General features: G+C 36.2%; 21 protein-coding genes. 20 read left to right on the top strand and 1 reads right to left on the bottom strand.

Features of this window, described 5'->3' with window-relative positions; all coding sequences use genetic code 11:
• The first annotated feature begins 14 nt into the window (after positions 1–14).
• The 4 genes from der to spoIVA all read left to right on the top strand — a co-directional run bounded on the left by der (position 15) and on the right by spoIVA (position 4,673).
• Entirely contained in the window at positions 15–1,340 is a 1,326-nt protein-coding gene (gene der, locus RBU59_RS01865) for a ribosome biogenesis GTPase Der (RefSeq protein WP_308146188.1), read from the top strand.
• 1 nt (position 1,341) lies between these two features.
• Positions 1,342–1,962 (top strand): glycerol-3-phosphate 1-O-acyltransferase PlsY, encoded by a 621-nt coding sequence (plsY, locus tag RBU59_RS01860; RefSeq protein WP_308146187.1) that lies wholly within the window; start codon positions 1,342–1,344, stop codon positions 1,960–1,962.
• A gap of 12 nt (positions 1,963–1,974) precedes the next feature.
• On the top strand, positions 1,975–2,988 hold the full coding sequence (locus tag RBU59_RS01855; RefSeq protein WP_308146186.1) for an NAD(P)H-dependent glycerol-3-phosphate dehydrogenase: 1,014 nt from the start codon (positions 1,975–1,977) through the stop codon (positions 2,986–2,988).
• Between the two features lie 176 nt (positions 2,989–3,164).
• Entirely contained in the window at positions 3,165–4,673 is a 1,509-nt protein-coding gene (spoIVA, locus tag RBU59_RS01850; protein WP_308146185.1) for a stage IV sporulation protein A, read from the top strand.
• A 210-nt stretch (positions 4,674–4,883) separates the two neighbouring features.
• Here spoIVA and RBU59_RS01845 read toward each other — a convergent pair whose 3' ends face one another.
• A complete protein-coding gene (locus RBU59_RS01845) occupies positions 4,884–6,053 on the bottom strand; it encodes an MFS transporter (protein WP_308146184.1) in 1,170 nt (389 codons plus the stop codon).
• Positions 6,054–6,448: 395 nt separating this feature from the next.
• Between RBU59_RS01845 and RBU59_RS01840 the strand changes: the two genes are divergently transcribed.
• From RBU59_RS01840 to mreD, 16 genes are all read left to right on the top strand, one after another.
• Positions 6,449–7,501: a C40 family peptidase gene (locus tag RBU59_RS01840; protein ID WP_308146183.1), complete on the top strand. Its 1,053-nt coding sequence runs from the start codon at positions 6,449–6,451 to the stop codon at positions 7,499–7,501.
• Between the two features lie 301 nt (positions 7,502–7,802).
• Complete coding sequence (locus RBU59_RS01835; RefSeq protein ID WP_308146182.1) at positions 7,803–9,476, top strand: MutS-related protein; 1,674 nt, start codon at positions 7,803–7,805, stop codon at positions 9,474–9,476.
• Between the two features lie 134 nt (positions 9,477–9,610).
• A complete protein-coding gene (locus tag RBU59_RS01830; RefSeq protein ID WP_308146181.1) occupies positions 9,611–10,477 on the top strand; it encodes a metallophosphoesterase in 867 nt (288 codons plus the stop codon).
• Between the two features lies 1 nt (position 10,478).
• The gene (locus tag RBU59_RS01825; RefSeq protein ID WP_308146180.1) at positions 10,479–10,937 is read left to right on the top strand and encodes a hypothetical protein; all 459 of its coding nucleotides are present in this window, start codon (positions 10,479–10,481) and stop codon (positions 10,935–10,937) included.
• Between the two features lie 25 nt (positions 10,938–10,962).
• Entirely contained in the window at positions 10,963–11,580 is a 618-nt protein-coding gene (locus RBU59_RS01820; RefSeq protein WP_308146179.1) for a hypothetical protein, read from the top strand.
• Positions 11,581–11,743: 163 nt separating this feature from the next.
• Positions 11,744–12,217 (top strand): ribonuclease HI, encoded by a 474-nt coding sequence (rnhA, locus tag RBU59_RS01815; RefSeq protein ID WP_308146178.1) that lies wholly within the window; start codon positions 11,744–11,746, stop codon positions 12,215–12,217.
• Between the two features lie 202 nt (positions 12,218–12,419).
• On the top strand, positions 12,420–15,116 hold the full coding sequence (gene mutS, locus RBU59_RS01810; protein WP_308148525.1) for a DNA mismatch repair protein MutS: 2,697 nt from the start codon (positions 12,420–12,422) through the stop codon (positions 15,114–15,116).
• A 16-nt stretch (positions 15,117–15,132) separates the two neighbouring features.
• On the top strand, positions 15,133–17,184 hold the full coding sequence (gene mutL, locus RBU59_RS01805) for a DNA mismatch repair endonuclease MutL (protein WP_308146177.1): 2,052 nt from the start codon (positions 15,133–15,135) through the stop codon (positions 17,182–17,184).
• A gap of 145 nt (positions 17,185–17,329) precedes the next feature.
• Positions 17,330–17,572: a hypothetical protein gene (locus RBU59_RS01800; protein WP_308146176.1), complete on the top strand. Its 243-nt coding sequence runs from the start codon at positions 17,330–17,332 to the stop codon at positions 17,570–17,572.
• 3 nt (positions 17,573–17,575) lie between these two features.
• Positions 17,576–18,520, top strand: a complete 945-nt coding sequence (miaA, locus tag RBU59_RS01795) for a tRNA (adenosine(37)-N6)-dimethylallyltransferase MiaA (RefSeq protein WP_308146175.1) — start codon at positions 17,576–17,578, stop codon at positions 18,518–18,520.
• A 90-nt stretch (positions 18,521–18,610) separates the two neighbouring features.
• A complete protein-coding gene (locus RBU59_RS01790) occupies positions 18,611–19,975 on the top strand; it encodes a methionine gamma-lyase family protein (RefSeq protein WP_308146174.1) in 1,365 nt (454 codons plus the stop codon).
• Between the two features lie 252 nt (positions 19,976–20,227).
• Positions 20,228–20,503 (top strand): DUF4321 domain-containing protein, encoded by a 276-nt coding sequence (locus RBU59_RS01785; RefSeq protein WP_308146173.1) that lies wholly within the window; start codon positions 20,228–20,230, stop codon positions 20,501–20,503.
• 49 nt (positions 20,504–20,552) lie between these two features.
• Positions 20,553–21,251, top strand: coding sequence for a RadC family protein (radC, locus tag RBU59_RS01780; protein ID WP_308146172.1), 699 nt, complete (start codon positions 20,553–20,555; stop codon positions 21,249–21,251).
• Between the two features lie 170 nt (positions 21,252–21,421).
• Entirely contained in the window at positions 21,422–22,447 is a 1,026-nt protein-coding gene (locus tag RBU59_RS01775) for a rod shape-determining protein (RefSeq protein WP_308146171.1), read from the top strand.
• 156 nt (positions 22,448–22,603) lie between these two features.
• On the top strand, positions 22,604–23,476 hold the full coding sequence (mreC, locus tag RBU59_RS01770; protein WP_308146170.1) for a rod shape-determining protein MreC: 873 nt from the start codon (positions 22,604–22,606) through the stop codon (positions 23,474–23,476).
• 29 nt (positions 23,477–23,505) lie between these two features.
• Entirely contained in the window at positions 23,506–24,012 is a 507-nt protein-coding gene (mreD, locus tag RBU59_RS01765; protein WP_308146169.1) for a rod shape-determining protein MreD, read from the top strand.
• The last annotated feature ends 1 nt before the right edge of the window (position 24,013 follow it).

Genomic DNA, 24,013 nt, shown 5'->3' with positions numbered 1-24,013 from the left:
AAGGAGAAAATAATATGAGTAAACCGATAGTAGCAATTGTTGGCAGGCCTAATGTAGGAAAGTCAACTTTATTTAATGTTCTTGCAGGAGAGAGAATTGCCATAGTTCAGGATGTTCCAGGTGTTACAAGAGACCGTATCTATGCGGATGTGACCTGGCTGGACAAGCAATTTACCATGATAGATACCGGTGGTATTGAACCAGAGAGTGATGACGTATTACTTTCCTATATGAGACAACAAGCGGAAATTGCTATAGATACCGCAGATGTTATTATGTTTATTGTAGATGTAAGGCAAGGTCTCGTAGATGATGATTTTAAAGTGGCAGATATGTTAAGACGTTCTACGAAACCAATTGTTTTAGTCGTAAATAAAGTGGATAGTTTTGAAAAGTTAATGCCGGATGTATATGAATTCTATAATTTAGGAATTGGAGATCCTATGCCAATCTCCGCAGCCTCAAGACTGGGTTTGGGAGACATGCTGGATGAAGTGATTAAACATTTCCGTCCGGAAGATATGACAGAAGAGGAAGATGAACGGCCGAGAATAGCCATCGTTGGTAAACCCAATGTAGGTAAATCCTCCATCATTAATAAATTAATCGGTGAGGAACGGGTTATTGTTTCTGATATCGCAGGAACTACAAGAGACGCAATCGATACCACAGTGAAATATCATGGAAAAGAGTATGTATTTATTGATACGGCAGGTCTTCGCAGAAAGAGTAAAATTAAGGAAGATATTGAACGCTTTAGTATTGTCAGAACCGTATCTGCCGTTGAACGTGCAGATGTAGTTGTAATTGTAATCGATGCGGAAGAAGGAGTTACGGAGCAGGACGCTAAGATTGCCGGTATTGCCCATGAACGGGGTAAGGGTGTTATTATAACAGTCAATAAATGGGATGCTATTGAAAAAAATGATAAAACTATTTATCAGTACACGGCCAAGATAAAAGAAACCCTTTCCTACATGCCATATGCAGAGATGATATTTATATCAGCACTGACCGGTCAAAGACTGCCTAAATTATTTGATTTAATAGAGCAGGTAATTCAAAATCAGAATCTTCGTGTCGCAACGGGTGTATTAAATGAAATTATGATGGAAGCAGTTGCACTTCAACAGCCGCCCTCAGATAAAGGAAAACGTTTAAAACTTTATTATATCACGCAGGTTTCCGTTAAACCGCCGACTTTTGTTATTTTTGTTAATGATAAATCCTTGATGCATTTTTCCTATACCAGGTATATAGAGAATAAAATCAGGGAAGCCTTTGGTTTTAAAGGTACATCATTGAAGTTTTTTATTAGGGAGCGAAAGGAAAAAGAATAATATGCTACTTTTAATATTGATTTGCTTAATCATTGGATATGGTTTCGGATGCTTCTCAACCGCTTATGTTATCGGTAAGGCAAATAATATTGATATCAGAAATTACGGTAGTGGAAATGCCGGTACGACGAATGCCCTTAGAACGCTGGGGTGGAAGGCAGGATTTTTGACTTTTTTAGGTGATGCGGTTAAAGCAATTATCCCTGTCTTACTGGTTCGTTTTATCATTAAGAACGACAATTACGGACAATTGCTGCCTCTTTATGCAGGACTTGGGGTTGTACTGGGACATAATTTCCCGTTTTGGCTTAAGTTTAAAGGCGGAAAGGGAATTGCGGCAACCGGAGGGGTTATGTTTGCTTTTGACTGGCGCCTTGGTGTTGCTGCATTCATTTTATTTGTCATTGTTGTAGTTATAACCAGATATGTATCACTTGGGTCTTTAATGATATCCGTTCTTTTTCCGGTTTGGATATTAATTCTGTATCCGGGTAACTTACATATGCTTATTGTCAGCTTGGTATTTACAATATCAGCTTTTATTAAACATCGTTCCAATATAACAAGGCTTTTAAACGGAACTGAAAATAAAATTGGACAAAAGGTAAAGATTGAAAAATAAGGAGGCAAATAAATGGCAAAGGTAAGCATTTTAGGAGCTGGAGCTTGGGGAACTGCTATAGCAATATTATTAGGAAATAATGAACATGAGGTTACACTTTGGTCTGCTTTGCCGGCAGAAGTAGAACTCTTAAAGAATGAAAGGGAACTAAAAGATAAACTTCCCGGCGTAAAACTTCCGGATTCTGTAACTATTTCCGATGATTTGGAAAGTTCCTGTAAGGAGAAAGACTTAATTGTATTTGCGGTAGCCTCTCCATATGTAAGGAAAACAGCTAAAATGGCAAGACCATTTATTAAAGAAACTCAAATTGTTGTTAATGTCGGAAAAGGGATTGAAGAAACAACCCTTGATACACTAACGGATATATTAAAAGAAGAATTAAATAACGCGGATGTGGCTGTTATGTCTGGGCCAAGTCATGCGGAAGAAGTAAGCAGGGGAATTCCTACAACTTGTGTAGTTGGAGCTGATTCTAAGGCCACTGCTTATTTTATTCAGGATGTATTTATGAGTGAACGTTTCCGGGTATATACCAGTCCGGATGTAATTGGTATTGAACTTGGAGGGTCCATTAAAAATGTCATTGCATTAGCCGCTGGTGTAGCAGATGGGTTAGGCTTTGGCGATAACACAAAAGCTGCTCTTATGACAAGAGGTATTGCAGAAATTAGTCGCCTTGGAGTTGCCATGGGGGGGAAGATTGAAACCTTTGCAGGTTTATCCGGAGTCGGCGATTTATTTGTAACCTGTACAAGTAAGCATAGCCGTAATCGTAATGCCGGTTATCTCATTGGGAAAGGATATACCATGAGTGAAGCTATGGCAGAAGTAAAGCAGGTTGTAGAAGGTGTTTATTCCGCAAAGGCAGCGCTTGCACTGGCTAAGAAATATAATGTAGAAATGCCTATTGTAGAACAGATTAATCTGGTTCTGTTTGAAAATAAATCTGCAGAAGAAGCAGTTGCCGATTTACTGCTTCGAGATAAAAGAAGAGAATATAGCGAATTAAAATGGAATAAATAAGCGGTATATTTTATACTGATTGTAGAATATAAATAATAGTCGAAATTTAATTGAATATAAAATAATATCTCTTAAATTCATTTCAAGAAAAAAATTATATAAATGTAATATACAACTATAGAATAAAAAAGTTTGCTCTAGCATATGTTTAATTAGAACCGAAAGGAGGATGGCATATGTTAGAGCAATTTTCGTCACTTGACTTATCGAATCAGATATACGACGTATATAATGATATTAAGGCTAGGACAGGCGGTGACATATACATAGGTGTGGTGGGGCCGGTTAGGACGGGAAAATCTACCTTTATCAAAAGATTCATGGATCTATTGGTTATTCCAAATATTCAGGATATACATAACAAAGAAAGGGCAATAGATGAATTGCCCCAAAGTGCTGCCGGTAAAACCATAATGACTACTGAACCAAAGTTTATACCCAAAGAAGCCGCGGAGATTCAATTGGGGGATAATACAAAAGTTAACATTCGTCTAATCGATTGCGTGGGTTATATGGTTGAGGGAGCTTCCGGTCATATTGAAAATGAGCAGGAGCGTTTGGTAAAAACGCCGTGGTTTGATTATGAAATACCCTTTACCCAGGCAGCAGAAATCGGAACCCAGAAAGTTATTAATGATCATTCAACCATAGGTATTGTTGTAACAACGGATGGAAGCTTCGGCGATCTTCCAAGAGATAATTATATTCCGGCGGAAGAAAAAACCATTGCGGAATTAAAGAAACTTAGAAAACCGTTTATTGTTTTACTCAATACCAATAGGCCTTATTCCGAAAGTACACTAAATTTAGCAAATGATATAGCGGTGAAATATAATGTGACGGTTATGCCGGTTAACTGTGAGCAATTAAAAAAAGATGATATTCATCGTATTATGACTAACATATTATCTGTTTTTCCAGTATCCGAAATTAATTTTTACATACCAAAATGGGCTGAGATGTTACCCGATGATCATTGGCTGAAAATGGATTTAATAGAATCAGTGAAGCAGCTGCTAAAGAAAATATCTTTAATCCGTGATGCAAGAACAGATAATTTAACAACAGACAGCCAGTATGTTAAAAAATTTAATATCGATAAAATAGAAATGGAAAACGGTAAAGTCAAAGTCAATGTAGAATTTGATGATAATTATTATTATACAATACTGAGTGATTTAATCGGTGTTCCAATTGCGGATGAATATCAGTTAATCAGTACCATCAGGGAACTTGCTGATATGAAAAATGAATATCAAAAAGTAAGCAGTGCCTGCAACCAGGTGCGTTCCAGAGGGTATGGAGTAGTTGCGCCAACCAGGGATGAAATTACCATCGAAGAACCTGAGATTATGAAACATGGTAATAAGTTCGGTGTAAAGATTAAAGCTAAGGCACCATCCATACACATGATAAATGCAAATATCGAAACGGAGATTGCTCCTATTGTCGGCAGTGAAGAGCAGGCAAATGATCTGATTGCTTATATTAAAAAGAATTCAGCAGAAAATGCGAATGGTATTTGGGAAACTAATATTTATGGAAAATCGATTCAGCAATTAGTAGATGAGGGGATTAGTACTAAGATTAATAAGATGACAGATGAAAGCCAGTTAAAACTTCAGGAAACGATGCAGAAGATTATTAATGACAGCAATGGAGGAATTATCTGTATTATAATCTAATCTTATAAGCGAGTATCCGCTTCTTTACGGCGCTTAAGTAATAGGTTTGGGTCTTAACTTTTCAGTCGAAGTTCATGCTTCGACTGAATTTTTTGTTCAGCAGTAGGTTAGAGGCTGGCAGTGTAGCGTAAGCTTAAGAATAACAGCTTTGAGAAGGAACCGACTGGAATTATTTGAAACCTTTCTGCAGTGAATACTGGTTTAAGTATTTTATACAATCTTAATTCTTCTGGAAAGAATCAGGTTCAAGAGCGCGATAACAGCAGCAGCCATAAATACAGCCTGATATCCGACTTCCATCCATAAAAGACCGCCGAAAATAGGAATGACCATTGAGGCGATGTGCTGCAGACTTACACCAGTTGACAACGTCGGAGTCACGTCGGCAAGATCTACGGCAATTTTACGTACATAAGTTGAACGCGCCATTTCTACCGCAGACATGGAATTGTCAATGACATAACAGCCGGCGATAATTATCACGGCGACACTGGCGGAGAAAATTCTGCCCGAGAAGGCATATCCGAGACAAATGGCTAATAACAGAACCGCTTCCAAAGTCAGTACGAACCGCTCACCACGGTTGTCAATCAATTTACCAATTAGTTTCCGTGAGCCTATACTGATAAAGGCAACCACCATTCCTAAGATAGCAAACATCTGAGGCTTAACGTCAAACACCTTAATCAGTACCCAGGGGGCAAACGTCAAAAATATTTGATTTCTTGCTCCGCTGACGACAGCCAGTACATAATAGAGAGAATAACGTTTTCTGAATACAAATTTTACTTTTCTGACGTCCGGTCCGCCCTTTTTCATCATCGCCACTGCAAAAGCAGCAAACATATAGAAAACAGTGCCGGTCAAAAAAGCAGTCTGATAAGTCATATGTAAAAAATTAAAGCCCAAGAAAATATAGACATAAGCAATAATACTACCGGACAAGCCAAAAGCACTGACAGTTCCAAGTCTGGCTCCGAAGGATTCCTGATTGGACAAGGACATGCCAATGGATGGAGTAACCGGCATGATCATATGTGTACCCAGGCTGTACATCATCATCCAGATGATCATGACTGCAAAGGTGGGCGAGAGCACACCGAGTCCAAGCATACCCATTCCTGCGGCCGCCATACCAAGCATCGCAATCCGTACATCGCCGAGTGAACTTAATACTGCCAGAACTATCATAATTAAAAAGCCCGGTGTTTCTCTGGGTACTTCAAGGAACCCTCTGGTATCTTCGGATAGTTTGAAGATATCACTTAAATAATTATTGAAAATGGATGTATTAATGCCTGCTCCAATTCCAGAGAATAGTCCTGCAAGCAAAAAGAAGTTAAAGTCCCGTTCATGATGGAAATTTGTAAGTATTTTCATTTGTTTACCAGCTTTCTTAGTAGTCATAACTTTAGAGATTATATCATAGGAAACGGATGCTTTCAATGGATTTTCTAAACTTATCCAAATTCCCTGGTCTTATGATATTATGATATTACTATGAAAGGACTTACTAGTTGCTGCACATAAACTAAGTCGTAAATAAAAATTGTATTTGGTGGTAGGTGAGAAGATATGATTTGTTTTTACCTATAATTTACAGTATTACAAAAATATTATTCGATTTAACAAAATTGTAAAATATTTCTGACACATAGTTGACAAATTTATGAACTATTGCTATAATAAGTTAGAAATAAATTTAATATATTTGTAACAACTTAGATAAAACTGTTACAGGTACATATTAAATTAATGTTCCAAGGAGGAAACCGATGAACCAAGTAAATGCAAAGTTTCTGAAGATTTCATGCCTATGTATCGCTGGAACCGCTTTAATTGCAATAAATTCTAAAACTTCAAGTGCTGAAACTGTATATGGGGAGCAACCTATTGCAGGAATAACGGTTACATTGGACAATTATTATAATTCAGGCAACACTGCCGCTGCTTCTGAGATAACGATAGCAACCCTGGAATCCAGTGTTGCAGCTTATGATTATAGTAATTTAGGTATTGCAGATGTAGAAAATCACTTGAACATTAGAAGCGGTCCGGGCGAAGATGAGAAGATAATTGGAAAGTTACCAAAGAATGCAGGATGTACTATTTTAGACGTAGATAAGGATGGATGGGCTAAGATAAAATCCGGTAAGGTTACCGGATATGTAATGAAATCTTATTTGATTACCGGAGATAAAGCAGTCAAACTTGCTAAGAAAGTTGGAAGTTTAATCGCTACTGTTAATACGGAGACATTGAATGTCAGAACAGATGAAAGTCTATTATCTGAAGTTCTCACAAGCGTACCGATAGATGAAGAATTAGAAGTGGAAGAAGTAAGTACCGATTGGATTAAAGTTAATATTGATAGTGACGAAGGGTATGTAGCCAGACAGTATATCGATTTGTCCTATGCGTTGCAAAAAGCTGTTACGGTTGAAGAATTACAGGCCGGAGTATCCGGGGTAAGAGCGGATATGGTTGCATTCGCAAAACAATTTTTAGGTAATCCGTATGTTTGGGGCGGTGATAGTCTAACAAACGGAGTTGATTGTTCCGGGTTTACCAGAGGAATATATTCGCATTTTGGTTATTATCTCCCAAGAGTATCCAGAGGGCAGGCTACTGCCGGATTCTCGATTAATTCATCAGAGGTAAGACCTGGTGACCTGGTCTTTTATGGAAGTGGAAGTTATATCAGTCATGTTGCCATGTATATTGGTAATGGTCAGGTTATTCATGCAAGTAACCCTAGAACGGGTATTAAGATTTCGAATATGTATTACAGATCTCCAATAAAAGTAGTAAGATTTATTAATGATTAAGTAATAATTTAAAAAATTATTTTACGGGATGGAATTCTTAGAATTCCATCCTTGCTTTATTTCATACGAGGAAAGTCCTGCAAACTTCCCCATGAATTAGAAGCACGACCGATGGGATGCACGCTAATATAGTTAATTAGTTTTAATTTAAATCAGAATATTATAATATATGTAAATGAGAAAACGTTGACATAATGAACTGTAAAATTTATAATAATTTGAATGATGTTTATACAGAATAAAACATAAGAAAAACAAACCCGTCAGGGGAGTTATGCGAAAGCATACGGTAAGGAGAAATATGGATTTTATAATTATTGGATTTGCGGTTATTGCAGCTTTTATAGGGAAAAGCATTTATGATAAGAAAAACAACAGAATTAAATTAATACAAAAATTTAAAAGTGAATGGGGACAGATACCTGAAGAGGAGTATACTTACGAGACCTTAAAATCTCTATCCAGTTATTACCGATCCATTAAAGAAGATAGCCAGGATGTTGATGATATTACATGGAACGATATTGATATGGATCAGATCTTTATGCTGATTAACAATACGGGAAGCGCAATGGGTGAGGAGTATCTATATTCTGTTTTACGAAAAATTGAATTTAACGAAGAGGATTTATTAGAACGTAACCGCCTGATTGAATTTTTTCAAAAAAATGAAGATAAAAGGATTCTGTTACAGGTGGCTTTACGTGGAATGGGTAAATTGAGGCATATTTCAGTTTATGAATATATTAATCAATTAGATAATTTAAAATTAAAAAGCAGCCTTCCCCATTATTTTATGGCCGGCGGATTAATAGCAGCTATCTTGCTTATTTTCATTAATCCGGCAGCAGGTGGTTTTTTAACTTTTGTAATGGTAGCCAATAACATAATTCAGTACTATAGACGTAAGGCAGAAATTGACTCATACTTCAGTGTTTGTTCTTATATAATCCGTTTGTTAAATTCGGTAAAGGATATAACCAAACTGGAAATACCGGAAATTAAAACTTATACGGAACAATTGGAGAAAGCACGTTCTCAGTTTTCAAAATTTAAAAAAGGTTCCAGAGTAGTTGCCGGTAAAAATCCCAACGGTGATTTGCTGGATCTGATTTTAGATTATGAAAGAATGTTATTTCATACAGATTTAATCAAGTTTAATTCAATGTTAAACACATTTAAGCAAAATCGTGCTGTGTTAAATGAAATGTATGTTAAGATTGGAATTTTGGACAGTATGATTGCAGTCGCCTCTTTTAGGACCATGCTTGATTACTACTGTATTCCTGAATTTACTAAGGATTCAGTTCCGTTTCTTAACGTAACAGATTTATTTCATCCAATGATTGAAGATCCCGTAACGAATTCTATTAACGAAAACCGATGTGTACTAATTACCGGTTCTAATGCATCCGGTAAATCTACTTTTATAAAAACCCTTGCTATTAATGCAATCCTGTCACAAACGATTTACACTTCCATGAGTAAAAGTTATAAAGCGAGCTTTTTCCAGATAGCATCTTCCATGGCATTGCAGGACAGCATTTTCAGCAAAGAAAGTTATTATATAGTTGAAATAAAATCATTAAAAAGAATATTAGACCGTCTCAATGACAAAGTTCCTACCTTATGTTTTGTTGATGAAGTGTTAAGAGGAACGAATACCTTGGAACGTATAGCGGCATCCTCTCAGATATTATACAGTTTATCGCAGGGAAATGCCATGTGTTTTGCGGCAACACATGATATTGAATTAACGCATATTTTGGAAAATTATTATTCGAATTACCATTTCCAGGAACAGGTGGTTGATAATAATGTTTTATTTGATTATAAATTATTTTCCGGAAGGGCCATCTCTAAAAATGCAATTAAACTCCTTGGTGTTATGGGATATTCACAAGATATCATAGATAATGCTGCCAGCAGTGCCAATCATTTCTTAGAGGAGGGTACCTGGGATATATTAAGATAAACTGAATTAATAGAAATAACTTTATTAGTATATTTAGTTGAGTTATGCATAGAACGGCATAGATAATTCGTTTTAAACGGGCTAGTAATAAGATAATAAAGAATCTGAATTAGTAATACTGAAAGGAAAGGTAGATGAAATTAAGATTATATATTAAGAAGAATAGATTATTATTAATTTCTACATTCGTTTCACTGATTCTGTTTTTCTATTGGCAAAATAATGACATAACAATTACCACTATTCCGTATTCAAATGAAAAAATACCTGAGGCTTTTCAAGGGTTTAAAATCTTACAGGTTTCTGACTTGCATAATAAAGAATTTGGACGGAACCAGGCAAAATTAGTGAAACTGACTAAAAAAATAAAACCGGATATAATTGTTATTACCGGTGACATGATTGATAGCCACCATACTAATATAAATATTTCCATGGATTATATAAGACAGGTTTTAAAAATTGCTCCTGTCTATTTTGTAACCGGTAATCATGAAAAATGGTCTGATAAATATTCAGAATTAAAGAAACAGTTGCTTGAAGCCGGTACCGTTATAATGGATAATCAAGCTATGTTGTTAACCAGAAATAAGAAATCAATTGTTCTTATGGGATTAGGCGATCCATTTCCATTAACGCAAAAGGAAGAAATCAATGAATGCTTAAGTAAAATGGCAGATTCGGTATCAAATCAAGTTGCTGATACATTTAAGATTTTAATATCCCATAGGCCTGAGTTAATAGATATTTATGCTGCGAATAAGATTGATTTGGTGTTTTGCGGTCACGCCCACGGCGGACAGTTCAGAATACCTTTTGTTGGCGGAATTTATGCTCCGAATCAAGGGTTTTTACCAAAATATACAAGCGGCTTAACCTTAAAAATAAGTACCTCTATGGTTGTGAGCAGGGGACTTGGCAATAGTGTAATACCTGTAAGAATCTTTAACAGGCCGGAATTGGTTGTCGTAACACTAAGTAATACAAAGGAGAATCATTAATATGGAAATGTGGAATAAAGACTTTAGCAATATATCGATTCAATATGAGGATAGTGTGGTTCGTATTAAAGCTGACGATATGCTGATGAATTTCCTGGAATTACCATCTCATGGTTCTTATTTTTTATCTCAGCATATTTTAAACACCTATGAAACTATATTCGAGAAACCCCTAAAGATAAGTAACCACTCTTTGGCTATAGAGATCATAGCTCATGTATTTGTAGATACTATCTTAGAGAATATCAGTGATTTTAGTGATTCTATTTCCCATGATAAATTAAAACCGGTTATTGACACTTTAGAGCACCTAAGAGAACATACTAAGATTATAGACTGCGGAGAATCTTCGGTAGATAATAACCGTTTTATATGGGATTCACTTGTTCCTTTTCATACCATTATATATGGCATGGCAGAAATGGCCACTACGAAAGATGGCAATCGTATCAAGAGTTAAAAATGTCGAAATTATTGGAGGGTATATGTTAATAATTGATAAAACGAGTGTAATGAATTTGGACAATTCCATACGGGGTGCAAGAAACCCTATGAACAGCTGGGAGAAGAGTGACAGTTATTATTCAGCAGATGGATCGTATGTATTAGGTGAACAAGATTTAGCACTGGTTAAAAAACTATGTCGTGCCGGAAGTGACCATCGGAAATTTATACGTCAGATTTTGGTGTCTGTAGATATTACCGCACCCTTATATTGGTGGAAGGAGTTTGATACTTATAAAGTTGCAACAGTATCTAATTCCACCAGCACCATGCATAAAATACATAGTAAATCATTTGAATTGGATGATTTTAGTTACGATCAACTAAACACAGAATCGAAAGAACTATTCTTAGTTTTAATTAAATACTTAGAAGAATTAAGAATCAGATATATCGAAAATAAAGATAAAACTATTTGGTATAATATGATTCAATTGTTACCGTCCAGCTATAACCAGCTAAGAACCTGTACCTTAAATTATGAAACCCTTTTGAATATCTATCACTCTAGGAAAAATCATAAGCTAAATGAGTGGCATATTGTATGTGATTGGATACATACACTTCCGTATGCATCTGATTTAATTATTGGAGAGTGATTTTCACCGATAATTGTATATAATTTTTCATTAACAGAACAGTTTTTGCATTACTTTTGCAATTATGATATAATATCTTTGAATTTTGACCAGATGAATCTGAAGTTTGAAATGTTAACAGAATAGATTATAGTAAAAGCAAGCATTTTTTTGGAGGAAGTAAATGAAAGTAACAATTTATACCGATGGAGCTGCAAGAGGTAATCCGGATGGACCAGGCGGATATGGAACTATATTAGTATATATAGATTCGAATGGAACGGAACATATGAGAGAATATTCCGGTGGTTTCAAAAAAACTACGAATAACAGAATGGAATTAATGGCAGCCATCATTGGACTGGAAGCGTTGACAAAACCTTGTGAAGTAGATTTATATTCTGATTCACAATATTTAGTCAAAGCTTTTAATGAGCATTGGCTTGAGAGCTGGATAAAAAAAGGCTGGAAACGAGGTAAAAATGAACCGGTGAAAAATGTAGATCTGTGGCAGAGACTTTTAAAAGCCATAGAGCCTCATAAAGTTCGGTTTATATGGGTGAAAGGCCATGACGGACATCCGCAGAATGAAAGATGCGATGTATTAGCAACTACTGCAGCAGACGGGGATAATTTAGCAGACGATGTTATCCGGTAAGCTGTATTTTTTGCGGACATTAAGAGAGTTGTTCAATCGCTTAGGAAGCTGCAAAAGAGATGTGCATTTTCTTAAGGGCATAAACATTTGCTAATTTTTCACGCAAATAGAATCGGCAGGAAACAAGAGAAAAGTTTCTTCCGGTTAGAATAAACTTAGAAGATAAAACATGAATCAGGAAGATACGGAAGGACGAACAAATATGGCTGAATTAACACCTATGATGCAGCAGTATATGGAAATTAAAAATCAATATAAAGATTGCATTCTTTTTTACCGTCTTGGGGATTTTTATGAAATGTTTTTTGAGGATGCATTAACCTGCTCAAAAGAATTAGAAATCACCTTAACCGGCAAAAATTGCGGACAAGAGGAACGTGCTCCCATGTGCGGGATACCTTATCATGCGGTAGAAAGTTACTTGAATAAATTAATCAGTAAGGGATTCCGTGTGGCAATCTGCGAACAGGTGGAGGATCCAAAAGCTGCTAAAGGGATTGTAAAAAGAGAGGTAATTCGTATAGTTACGCCCGGAACCAATTTAAATCCCCAGGCTCTGGATGAAAGTAAAAATAATTATTTAATGGGAATCGTACATACCATAAATGCTTATGGAATCGCAACCGTAGATGTAACTACCGGAGATTTTTATGTTACGGAAGTAGATACGGATCGGAAACTTTTAGATGAAATTAATAAATTCAATCCCTCTGAAATTATATGTAACAGCACATTTATGGTAAGCGGAGTTGATATAGAAGATCTAAAAAACCGGATGCAGATATCGGTATCTGATTTAGAACCCTGGTATTTTGATGATGACTTATGTGTTAATTCTTTAAAAGAGCATTATAAAGTATCCTCCCTTGCAGGGCTTGGAGTAAAGGATTATACTATTGGAGTGATTGCGGCAGGAGCCGTTATGCAGTATTTATATGAAACCCAGAAAAACTCCTTAAGCCACCTAACCAGACTAACCCCTTATAGCACCAGTAAATATATGTTATTAGACAGTTCAACAAGAAGAAATCTGGAATTAGTGGAAACCTTACGAGAAAAGCAGAAACGAGGTTCCCTGTTATGGGTACTTGACAAAACCAAAACTGCCATGGGTGCCAGATTATTAAGAAGTTATGTGGAGCAGCCGTTAATAGATAAGAGTGAAATTAATGAAAGACTGGATGCGATTGCCGAATTAAATAATACTGTAATAACCAGAGAAGAGATTCGAGAATATTTAAATCCCATTTATGACCTGGAACGCTTAATCGGCCGTATCAGTTATAAAAGTGCAGGCCCCAGAGATTTAATATCTTTTAAATCTTCTTTATCCATGTTGCCATATATTAAAGGACTTCTTGAATATACTTCCAGTCAATTATTAAAACAAATCTATACGGAATTAGATCCGTTAGAAGATATTTTTAATTTAATAGAACAGTCTATCGTGGAAGAGCCGCCTCTTGCCGTTAAGGAAGGCGGTATTATTAAGGACGGCTATCATGAGGAAGTAGATAAATTACGGAAAGCCAAAACGGAAGGAAAAACATGGCTTGCCGAATTGGAAACCAAGGAAAAAGAAAATACAGGGATCAAAAATTTAAAAATTAAATTTAACCGGGTATTTGGTTATTATCTGGAGGTAACGAATTCTTACCAGAATCTGGTACCTGATACCTGGATAAGAAAGCAGACTCTGGCTAATGCAGAAAGATACACTACACCAGAATTAAAAGAACTGGAAGATGTCATCTTAGGGGCTGAGGATAAGCTTTATTCCCTTGAGTATGATATTTTCTGTGAAGTCAGGGATAAGATTGGGAACGAGGTACACCGGATCCAACAAACGGCGAAAGCAATCGCTAAGGTCGACGTATTTGCTTCCATGGCATTGGTTGCAGAACGGAATAATTTTACCAGACCATCCATCAATGAAAACGGTGTGATTGATATTAAAGACGGAAGGCATCCTGTGGTTGAACAGATGTTATCGAATGATATGTTTGTAACCAATGATACCTATCTAAATAATAAAGAAAATCGTATTTCTATTATCACCGGTCCCAATATGGCGGGTAAATCTACCTATATGCGTCAAACTGCTTTAATCGTATTATTGGCACAGATTGGAAGTTTTGTACCGGCGGCCCATGCCGAGATCGGTATTGTAGACCGAATCTTTACCAGGGTCGGTGCTTCTGACGATTTAGCTTCCGGTCAAAGTACTTTTATGGTTGAAATGACAGAAGTGGCAAATATTTTGCGTAATGCTACCAAGAACAGCCTCCTGATCTTAGATGAAATCGGTAGAGGTACCAGTACTTTTGACGGATTAAGTATTGCATGGGCCGTGGTGGAACATATCAGTAATCCAAAATTGCTTGGTGCTAAAACGCTGTTTGCTACTCATTATCATGAATTGACGGAATTAGAGGGGAAACTTGACAGTGTTAACAATTATTGTATCGCTGTAAAAGAACATGGTGAAGATATTATTTTTCTGCGTAAAATCATTAAGGGCGGAGCGGACAAAAGTTATGGTATTCAGGTGGCAAAATTAGCCGGTGTACCGGATAGTGTATTAAAACGTGCCCACGAAATCGTTGATGAATTAAGTAAAAATGATATTGCTGAAAAAGCCAGATCCATAAATATAGATAAAAAAGTTCCTGTGAAAGACAAAGAAGAAATTATCCTAAGAGAACAAAACATGTCCGATCTCACAGCCAAAATGAAAAAGCGGCATGGAGAAATTCCGGATCAGATGTCCTTATTTGACTTGAGTTCAAACGATGATATTATTATGGAGTTAAAAGAAATGGATATGAATACGTTAACTCCTATGGAAGCTATGAATAAGTTATACCAGATACAGCAAAAGATCAAAAGTCGTCTGTAGGACAGGAGGTTAAGCTATGCCTAAGATAACCGTATTAGATGAAAATACAATCAATCAGATTGCAGCCGGAGAGGTAATCGAACGTCCTGCTGCTGTAGTGAAAGAATTAGTGGAAAATGCAATTGATGCAGGTGCTAATGCAGTTACGGTGGAAATAAAAGAGGGCGGTATTAGTTTTATACGTATTACAGACAACGGTTCCGGTATTGAAAAAGAGGATATGCCGCTGGTTTTCCTGCGTCATTCAACCAGTAAGATACGGACAGCAGAAGATTTACTTAAGGTAACCAGTTTGGGATTCAGAGGAGAGGCCTTATCAAGTATAGCAGCTATATCCCAGGTAGAATTAGTCACAAAAACCAGTGAGAGTTTTACCGGACTGCGTTATTTAATTGCCGGCGGAGAAGAAAAAAGTCTGGAACATATCGGTTGTCCTAACGGTACGACATTTATAATACGCAATCTTTTTTATAATACACCGGCCAGAAAAAAATTCCTTAAATCCCCTGTAACCGAAGCGGGGTACATAAATGATTTAATGGAGCGCTTGGCGGTATCTCATCCGGATGTCTCCTTTAAATTCATAAACAACGGACAGATCAGGCTGCATACTTCAGGAAATAACAATCTAAAAGATATTATATATAATGTTTACGGCCGTGATATTACGGCAAACCTGTTATTAGCAGAAAGCAGTAATGAACAGATCTCTGTTGAAGGGTATATTGCAAAGCCGTTAGTATCCAGGGGTAATCGGAACTATGAAAATTATTATATAAACGGAAGATACGTAAAAAGCACTTTAATCAGCAAGGCGATAGAAGAAGCTTACAGACCCTTTATCATGCTTCACAGATATCCTTTTACTTCTCTTCATATTCGAATCAAAAGTGAACTAATCGATGTCAACGTACATCCTGCCAAATTAGAAATACGCTTTAAAAACGGAGAGGAGTTGTATCAGCTTCTCTACCATACGATAAAAAGTACGCTGGAAGGAAAAGAAATGATTCCTGCCGTACATTTAACGGAAGAAAAACAGGAAATCAAAATTGATCAAAAAATTCCCGAACCTTTTGAAGAAAAACGCAGGCAGGAGTATAACGGTGAATTAAATAATCCTCCGTCCAGACAGGAAAGTTATAAAAATCAGAATAAAGATTCTATCAATTCTAACCGGAGCGATGGAAATGCAAACTTTAAGAGTAATGAAAATCATGTAAAAGGAAACTATTCTACAACAATAGAATCAGGATTTCAAAATAAATATTCTGCAGAAGATAAGGTTTTAATAAGAGAAACAGAGATAGGCAAATTGAATGAAGTGGTAAGCGATGCGCCGGCTTATGTAAAAGAAGAAATTCTTTCCTCACAAAATAAGATTCAGAAAGAGGAGGTAACGGAAGTTTTAACGGACAGTCCGGAATATAATAAGGAGCCGCAAGTTATAGACAGTGCAGAGCAATTATCGTTTCTATCGGAAGAAGCGATAAAAAGCCACCGTATCATCGGCCAGGTTTTCTCAACTTATTGGATTGTTGAATTCGGTGACAAGTTGTTTTATATAGATCAGCATGCAGCTCATGAGAAAGTACTTTATGAAAAGATTATGAAATCTTTAAAGGAAAAGACTTATACATCCCAATTTTTAGAACCTCCGATTATTTTGTCGCTGACCATGCGGGAAGAGGAAGCACTTAAAAAACATATTATTTCTCTAAATAATATCGGTTTTGAGATTGAAGCGTTCGGCGGAAAAGAATACGCTGTCCGGGCTGTACCCAGTGACTTATTTGGTTTGGCACAGTATGAAATATTAATAGAACTTATTGACGGATTCGCCCAGGAGGTATATAATGATACGCCGGAACTGATTCTGGAAAAAATTGCGTCCATGTCCTGTAAAGCGGCAGTAAAAGGGAATCACCGGCTGTCAGGTGAGGAGGCTGGGGCATTAATTGAGGAATTATTAACCTTAGATAATCCCTATCACTGTCCCCATGGGAGACCGACGATTATTTCCATGAGCAAATATGAATTGGAGAAAAAATTTAAAAGAATTGTATAAATAACGGATACTTAAGTGTGAATAAGAATTTTGAAAAGGCCAAAATTCTTTCGAAGAACTCCAAAATGAAATTTTAGGAATTTCATTTTGTACTTCTTCCTCCATTATTTGAGATGATGCTTTGCAGAACATGTTTGGTAGTGTGATGAAAACAACGGTGTACGGAAAGAGTGAAAGAAAAACATATCACTCTGAAGATATTCAAAATAATCACATTGAAACTCATTTTGAACTTTTTTCATCAGATTTTGTGCTGCCGTTAACGACGGAATGCGAGGTAAGAGTGAAAGAAAATTTTGAAAAGGAAAGGTTACCACTGTGTGATTCTTTCACTCCTTTTTATTTGTGGCAGTATCGCAGGCAGGCCTGCGATATGCAATGGGTGTAAAACATGAAGAAACCTTTGATTATACTAACAGGACCTACAGCTGTAGGTAAAACAGAATTATCCATTCAACTCGCAAAAGCTATTGATGGAGAAATCATTTCTGCAGACTCCATGCAGGTATATAAAGATATGGATATTGGTACTGCGAAAATCACTATCAATGAAATGCAGGGAATTAAACATTATCTGATAGATGAACTGGAGCCGGAAGAAGAATTTAATGTAGTTAAATTTAAAGAACTTACAGTAAAGTATATGAATGAAATTTATTCTAAAGGTAAGATTCCTATTATAGTGGGAGGCACCGGTTTTTATATCCAGGCAGTCCTTTATGGTATCGATTTTAAAGATAACGGTGAAGATACGATTTACCGAAAGCAATTGAAAGAACTATACGTAAAGGAGGGTGCAGCTTCTCTCCATCAAAAACTGGATGAAGTTGATCCTGGATCGGCAAAAGCGATTCACCCGAATAATGTGAAACGAGTTATCAGGGCATTGGAATATTATTATCAGACCGGCAGCAGGATATCAGAACATAATGAAGAACAGCGGCAGAATGAATCACCTTACAATTTCTGTTATATCGTATTAAACAATGAACGTGAAATTGTGTATGAAAGAATAAACAAACGGGTTGATTTAATGATAGAAAACGGTCTGGTAAAAGAGGTAGAATCTTTACTGGATAAGGGATGTACGAAAGATATGGTTTCTATGCAGGGTTTAGGTTATAAGGAAATTATCTCATATTTAGAAGGGAAATTTTCTCTGGAAGATGCGGTATATACCTTAAAAAGAGATACCAGACACTTTGCAAAACGACAGCTTACCTGGTTCAAACGGGAAAAGGAAGTTATTTGGATAAATAAACAGGAATATATCAATGATGAAAATAAAATATTGGAAGTACTTCTACAGGAAATCAAGAAAAAAAACATCATATAACTAATCAGAAGCAGACTTCTAATTATTAATATAATACGCTTTCCTTGCGTCTTTAAAAACTGATATGATCTCATAAGAGAAAGGTTAAACATGGATAATTTATATAAACAAATGTATAAAGATTTGCATATTGATGAAGTTATTTTAAATTACTGCAGTTTTGTTGAAAACGGATTAATAAAACGGTTTGAGGATATTGATAAAGTAGCAGAGTACAATCAGCTGAAGGTTTTAAAAGCAATGCAGGATAATCGTGTTAGCGATATACATTTTGCCGCAACAACCGGTTACGGTTACAATGATCTTGGACGTGATACTTTGGAAAAAGTTTACGCAGATGTTTTTCACACCGAATCCGCGCTGGTAAGACCACAGTTGATCAGTGGGACACACGCTTTGACTATAGCTTTATCCGGTAATTTAAGACCCGGAGATGAGATTTTATCACCAGTCGGGAAACCTTATGATACGTTAGAGAAAGTAATTGGAATAAGTACGGATACGGAAGAAGAGCCTGCCAATGGAAAGAATGAATCCGTAACAGCCGAGCAGGGCAAGAGAGCAGGGCGTTTAACCGGATCTCTCGCAGAATATGGTATCACCTATTCTCAGGTTGATTTACTGCCTGATGGAAGTTTTGATTATGACGGAATCCGGGGAGCAATGAATGAACGCACGAAGTTAATTACCATACAGCGTTCCAAAGGATATCAAACCAGGCCGACACTGTCAGTACAGCGAATTGGAGAATTAATTCATTTTATAAAAGAAATAAATCCTAATGTTATCTGTATGGTAGATAATTGCTATGGTGAATTTGTAGAAATTACGGAACCAACGGATGTAGGTGCCGATCTCTGCGTAGGTTCCCTGATTAAAAACCCGGGAGGCGGTTTAGCGCCAATCGGCGGTTATATCGTAGGGAAAGAGGAATTTGTGGATAATGCGGCGTATCGTTTAACAGCTCCCGGCCTTGGCAAAGAAGTCGGAGCAACACTGGGTATTAACGGCTCATTATACCAGGGATTATTTTTGGCACCCGTTGTAGTTTCCGGCGCGTTAAAAGGCGCTATTTATGCGGCTAATATTTATGAAAAGCTAGGTTTTCCCGTTATACCAAATGGTACGGAATCCCGACATGATATTATACAGGCAGTAACCTTAGGAACTCCGGAGGGAGTAGTTGCTTTCTGCAAAGGAATTCAGGCTGCTGCGCCGGTAGATAGTTTTGTAACTCCGGAACCATGGGCTATGCCGGGATACCATTCCGATGTTATTATGGCCGCCGGGGCATTTATTCAGGGCGCATCCATAGAACTGAGTGCGGATGCACCAATTGAACCTCCTTATGCGGTTTATTTCCAGGGAGGGCTGACCTGGTATCATGCGAAATTCGGTATTCTTATGTCGGTACAGAAATTATATGAAGAGAATTTAATTCATTTAGATAGATGATTCTATAATATGTTTTATATGCTAATAGGATAACTATATGCTGATACTATTAAGGTGTAGAATAACAGTTAAAACGATTTTATACATCTTCATATAAATGAAATGTAGAAGTACTTTTTAATACAAGAATATTAGGTAATGTGCTAATATAATCAAAGTTACCTTAGGTATTTTATGCTATTTTTGTATACAAACGTGATGAATTATGTTAGAATGGACAATAGAAATCTGGTATTTGGAGGTAATATTGTTATGGCAAGAGTAAGCGGTAAGAACTCATGGGCATTATTACTGTTGATTTTAGCTGGTATAGTATTAGGTGGATTTATCGGATATCTGGCTAAAGATGTATCAGGATTATCCTGGTTAAACTACGGACAAAACTTTAGTCTCGGAGATACGAATGGTGCCGGAATTATACGGTTAAATTTAGGAGTTATGGTTATTAGCTTCGGGTTATCGATCAAGATTACAATTGCCAGCATTATAGGTGTAGTCTTAGCCATAATAATATATCGCAAGCTTTAGAATAGATTTCCTATTTATTTTCTTGGAGAGAGAATAAACGGGAGGTTATATGATAGAAAAGTATTATACTGTGAAAGAGTTGCCTGTTTCTGAAAGACCTTATGAAAAGTATGAAAAATCAGGCCCGTCTGCTTTGTCAGATGCAGAGCTGTTGGCTATTATCATTCGTTCCGGTTCAAGGAATGAAAGATCAGTAGATTTAGCTACCAGAGTTTTGGGTTATTCTGGAAGTTATCCCGGGTTAATTGGGTTAAATCATATGAATATGAATGAATTGCAGTCAATAAAAGGTATCGGAAGAGTGAAAGCAATTCAGTTGTTATGTATTGCCGAATTGACAAAACGTATGGCGAAAGCAACCAATGAGGGAAGATTGAAAATGAACACTCCTGAAGCGGTTGCTCATTATTATATGCAGGACATGCGGCATTTATCAAGGGAAAGAGTTCTGCTTATCATGTTAGACTCCAAAAGTAAGATTTTAAAAGATATGATAATTTCTACCGGCACGATAAACAGTTCCTTATTATCACCCCGGGAAATTTTTTTGAATGCTTTAAAATATGAAGCGGTATTTGTTATTTTACTGCATAATCATCCAAGCGGTGATCCTACTCCCAGTATGGAAGACATTCAAATTACAAAAAGAATGAAAGAAGCTGGAAATTTAATTGGAATTAAACTTATGGATCATATTATTATTGGAGATAATAAATATATAAGCTTAAGTGAGCAAGGTTATATTTAACCTGGTTATATATAGTACAGTTATCTTGAATCTGATAATATTTTAGGGTGGTAGAGTAAAATAATAAATTTTGTGGCTGTCAGCCACTCGGTTCTGATGAACAATACATGCAATTGTGTGTAAAAGTAGTATTTTACGTCGGTTAACAAGTTTGGAAGGAGACAACAGGTATGGCAGGAAAGGTATATGGTATTGATTTTGGAACTAGTACCATTAAAATATATCATAAAAATGATGGGATCATCTTAGATGAAAAAAATATGATAGCGGTTGCAAATCGTAAACAGGTGATAGCGGCTGGTAATGAAGCTTTTGAAATGTATGAAAAGGCACCCTCTAACATATACGTAAGTTATCCGGTAAAAAATGGTGTAATTGCTGATATAGCTAATATGTTAGAATTATTAAATTATATGATACGTAAAATTAATAAAAAAAGCAAAAAATTATCGGCAGTGGCTGTTATCGTAGCAACCCCCTCAGATATAACAGAAGTGGAGAAAAGAGCATTTTTTGATCTGGTTGCAAGTTCTAATTTCAAGGCTAAGAATATAAAAATAGTTGAAAAACCTATTGCAGATGCTATTGGAATCGGACTTGACGTAACTAATGCGAAAGGGGTTATGGTGGTGGATATCGGTGCTGATACAACAGAAGTTTCCATTATGTCCCTGGGCGGGATAGTTATTAGTAAGTTGATCCCTATTGGAGGTAACCGTCTGGATGAATCCATTAAATCTTACGTAAAGAAAAATTATAACCTGGTTATCGGAGATAAAACTTCAGAGGGTATTAAAAAGGAGTTGGCATCTGCTTTACCAATGGAAGATAACAGTATTAAAGTTTACGGACGTAATGTTGTTACCGGTCTTCCCGCAGAAGTTGAGATAAATTCAGCCAGTGTATATGAATCCATAACGGAATATCTGTCTACAATCGTTGATGCTATCCGAATAATATTAGAAAGAACTCCCCCTGAAATTTCATCGGATATTATAGATTCCGGTATTTTTGTAACAGGCGGGTCTGCATCAATATCGGGTCTGGATAAATTAATCGCCAAAGAAACGGGACTAAATGTGAATATCTGTAAAGATGCCACTGACACGGTAGTAAATGGACTTGGCAAAATCATTGAAGATAAGAAACTCTTTTCACTGGCCTGTTCCTTAAAACAAACAAATTTTAGCGGTTAATCCTTAATTTAGTATATTAATAATCCGGCCTAAGGGTATGCTGTTTTAAAACATATACCAAGGTCGGACATTTTTAAATATTTAATAATCTGATTTACTGACATCAACAGTTTATCTGATAAAAATGTTACTCGGATTATAGGAAAAGAGGTATCTATGAGAAGAAGGACAAAGTTCAATATAAATCCAAAGCATTTATTTATATCAGGCGCTTTATTATGCTTTGTATTAATATTTGTTTCCTTTCAATATAAAGAACAATTATCACCAGTAAAAACAGCGGCAGGAAACGTTATATCACCGATGCAGAATGGTATTAATTCCATAGGCCATGCAATTTCAGATCAGGTTGAGAAATTATCCAGTTTAAATAAATTATTAAAAGAGAATGCAACTCTTAAGAATCAGGTTGGTAACTTATCCTACGAAAATAAAATATTATTACAGGATAAATATGAATTAGACCGGTTCCGCGATTTATATAAATTGGATAAGAAATATGCAGATTATCCAAAAGTCGGTGCAAGGGTAATTGATGCAGATCCGAATAGCTGGTATAATAGTTTTCGAATTGATAAAGGCGCGGATGATGGTATCGCTGTTAATATGAATGTAATTGCCGGAAACGGGCTGGTAGGAATTGTTGAAGAAGTAGGTAAAAACTGGGCAAGAGTTAAATCTATAATTGATGATTCCAGTAATGTAAGCGGAATGTTTTTAAAAACATCAGATCAATGTATTGTAAATGGTGATTTGGAATTATATAATTCAGGAGTAATCGGCGTAGAATTAATCAGTAAGGATGCAAAAGTATCCGACGGTTATGAAGTAGTAACCTCGCCAATCAGTGATAAATATCTGCAGGGAATACTTATCGGTTATATCAGTGACTTAACCGTTGATCCGAATAATCTTACCAAAACAGCACATTTGACTCCTGCTGTTGATTTTGACCGATTAGAAGAAGTGCTTATCATCACTGAATTAAAGGAACCATTGGTAGATATAGATGATACAAAAAAGAAATAACACCATAAAAGGCAGGAGTGTAATTATTAGTGAAACGGTTTATAGTAGTAATAATTGAAATTTTAATATGCTTTTTATTGCAGACAACGGTATTTCAATGGTTAGCTCTTGCCCATGTAACTCCAAACCTCCTGCTTATATTAACGGTAGCGGTTGGTTTGATGCGGGGAAGAACCGAGGGCCTCATTGTAGGATTTGTATGCGGGTTATTGATTGATTTTTGTTATGGTGATATACTCGGCTTATATGCCTTAATTTACATGATAATTGGTTATTTAAACGGCTATAGTCATAGGATATTTGTGAAAGATGATTTAACGATTCCGATTTTTTTGGTAGGAGTAAGTCAGTTTGTATACTTTTTTTTGTTCTATATTTTTGAATTCTTATTAAAAGGTAAATTGAACATATTATTTTATCTTGTTAGTATTGGATTGCCGGGAATTATTTATACGGTAGTTGTTTCTATTGTATTATACAAGTTACTGAACATAATCAATACGCGGCTGGACCGTAAAGAGGAAGAGGAGGTGTAGC

Origin of the sequence: Anaerocolumna sp. MB42-C2, from assembly GCF_030913705.1 — a bacterium.
Lineage (GTDB): Bacteria > Bacillota > Clostridia > Lachnospirales > Lachnospiraceae > Anaerocolumna.
Note: the sequence above shows the minus strand (reverse complement) of the source record. Positions and strands in the feature narration are given on the sequence as shown.

Excerpts from the sequence above, each read along its gene's own strand:
- der (WP_308146188.1), top strand. The coding sequence starts at position 15 with ATGAGTAAACCGATAGTAGCAATTGTTGGCAGGCCTAATGTAGGAAAG.
- RBU59_RS01800 (WP_308146176.1), top strand. The coding sequence starts at position 17,330 with ATGAAAACAACGGTGTACGGAAAGAGTGAAAGAAAAACATATCACTCT.
- RBU59_RS01830 (WP_308146181.1), top strand. The coding sequence starts at position 9,611 with ATGAAATTAAGATTATATATTAAGAAGAATAGATTATTATTAATTTCT.
- RBU59_RS01790 (WP_308146174.1), top strand. The coding sequence starts at position 18,611 with ATGGATAATTTATATAAACAAATGTATAAAGATTTGCATATTGATGAA.
- RBU59_RS01820 (WP_308146179.1), top strand. The coding sequence starts at position 10,963 with ATGTTAATAATTGATAAAACGAGTGTAATGAATTTGGACAATTCCATA.
- RBU59_RS01785 (WP_308146173.1), top strand. The coding sequence starts at position 20,228 with ATGGCAAGAGTAAGCGGTAAGAACTCATGGGCATTATTACTGTTGATT.
- RBU59_RS01835 (WP_308146182.1), top strand. The coding sequence starts at position 7,803 with ATGGATTTTATAATTATTGGATTTGCGGTTATTGCAGCTTTTATAGGG.
- RBU59_RS01840 (WP_308146183.1), top strand. The coding sequence starts at position 6,449 with ATGAACCAAGTAAATGCAAAGTTTCTGAAGATTTCATGCCTATGTATC.
- rnhA (WP_308146178.1), top strand. The coding sequence starts at position 11,744 with ATGAAAGTAACAATTTATACCGATGGAGCTGCAAGAGGTAATCCGGAT.
- radC (WP_308146172.1), top strand. The coding sequence starts at position 20,553 with ATGATAGAAAAGTATTATACTGTGAAAGAGTTGCCTGTTTCTGAAAGA.
- miaA (WP_308146175.1), top strand. The coding sequence starts at position 17,576 with ATGAAGAAACCTTTGATTATACTAACAGGACCTACAGCTGTAGGTAAA.
- mutL (WP_308146177.1), top strand. The coding sequence starts at position 15,133 with ATGCCTAAGATAACCGTATTAGATGAAAATACAATCAATCAGATTGCA.
- RBU59_RS01855 (WP_308146186.1), top strand. The coding sequence starts at position 1,975 with ATGGCAAAGGTAAGCATTTTAGGAGCTGGAGCTTGGGGAACTGCTATA.
- spoIVA (WP_308146185.1), top strand. The coding sequence starts at position 3,165 with ATGTTAGAGCAATTTTCGTCACTTGACTTATCGAATCAGATATACGAC.
- RBU59_RS01845 (WP_308146184.1), bottom strand. The coding sequence starts at position 6,053 with ATGAAAATACTTACAAATTTCCATCATGAACGGGACTTTAACTTCTTT.
- mutS (WP_308148525.1), top strand. The coding sequence starts at position 12,420 with ATGGCTGAATTAACACCTATGATGCAGCAGTATATGGAAATTAAAAAT.
- RBU59_RS01775 (WP_308146171.1), top strand. The coding sequence starts at position 21,422 with ATGGCAGGAAAGGTATATGGTATTGATTTTGGAACTAGTACCATTAAA.
- RBU59_RS01825 (WP_308146180.1), top strand. The coding sequence starts at position 10,479 with ATGGAAATGTGGAATAAAGACTTTAGCAATATATCGATTCAATATGAG.
- plsY (WP_308146187.1), top strand. The coding sequence starts at position 1,342 with ATGCTACTTTTAATATTGATTTGCTTAATCATTGGATATGGTTTCGGA.
- mreC (WP_308146170.1), top strand. The coding sequence starts at position 22,604 with ATGAGAAGAAGGACAAAGTTCAATATAAATCCAAAGCATTTATTTATA.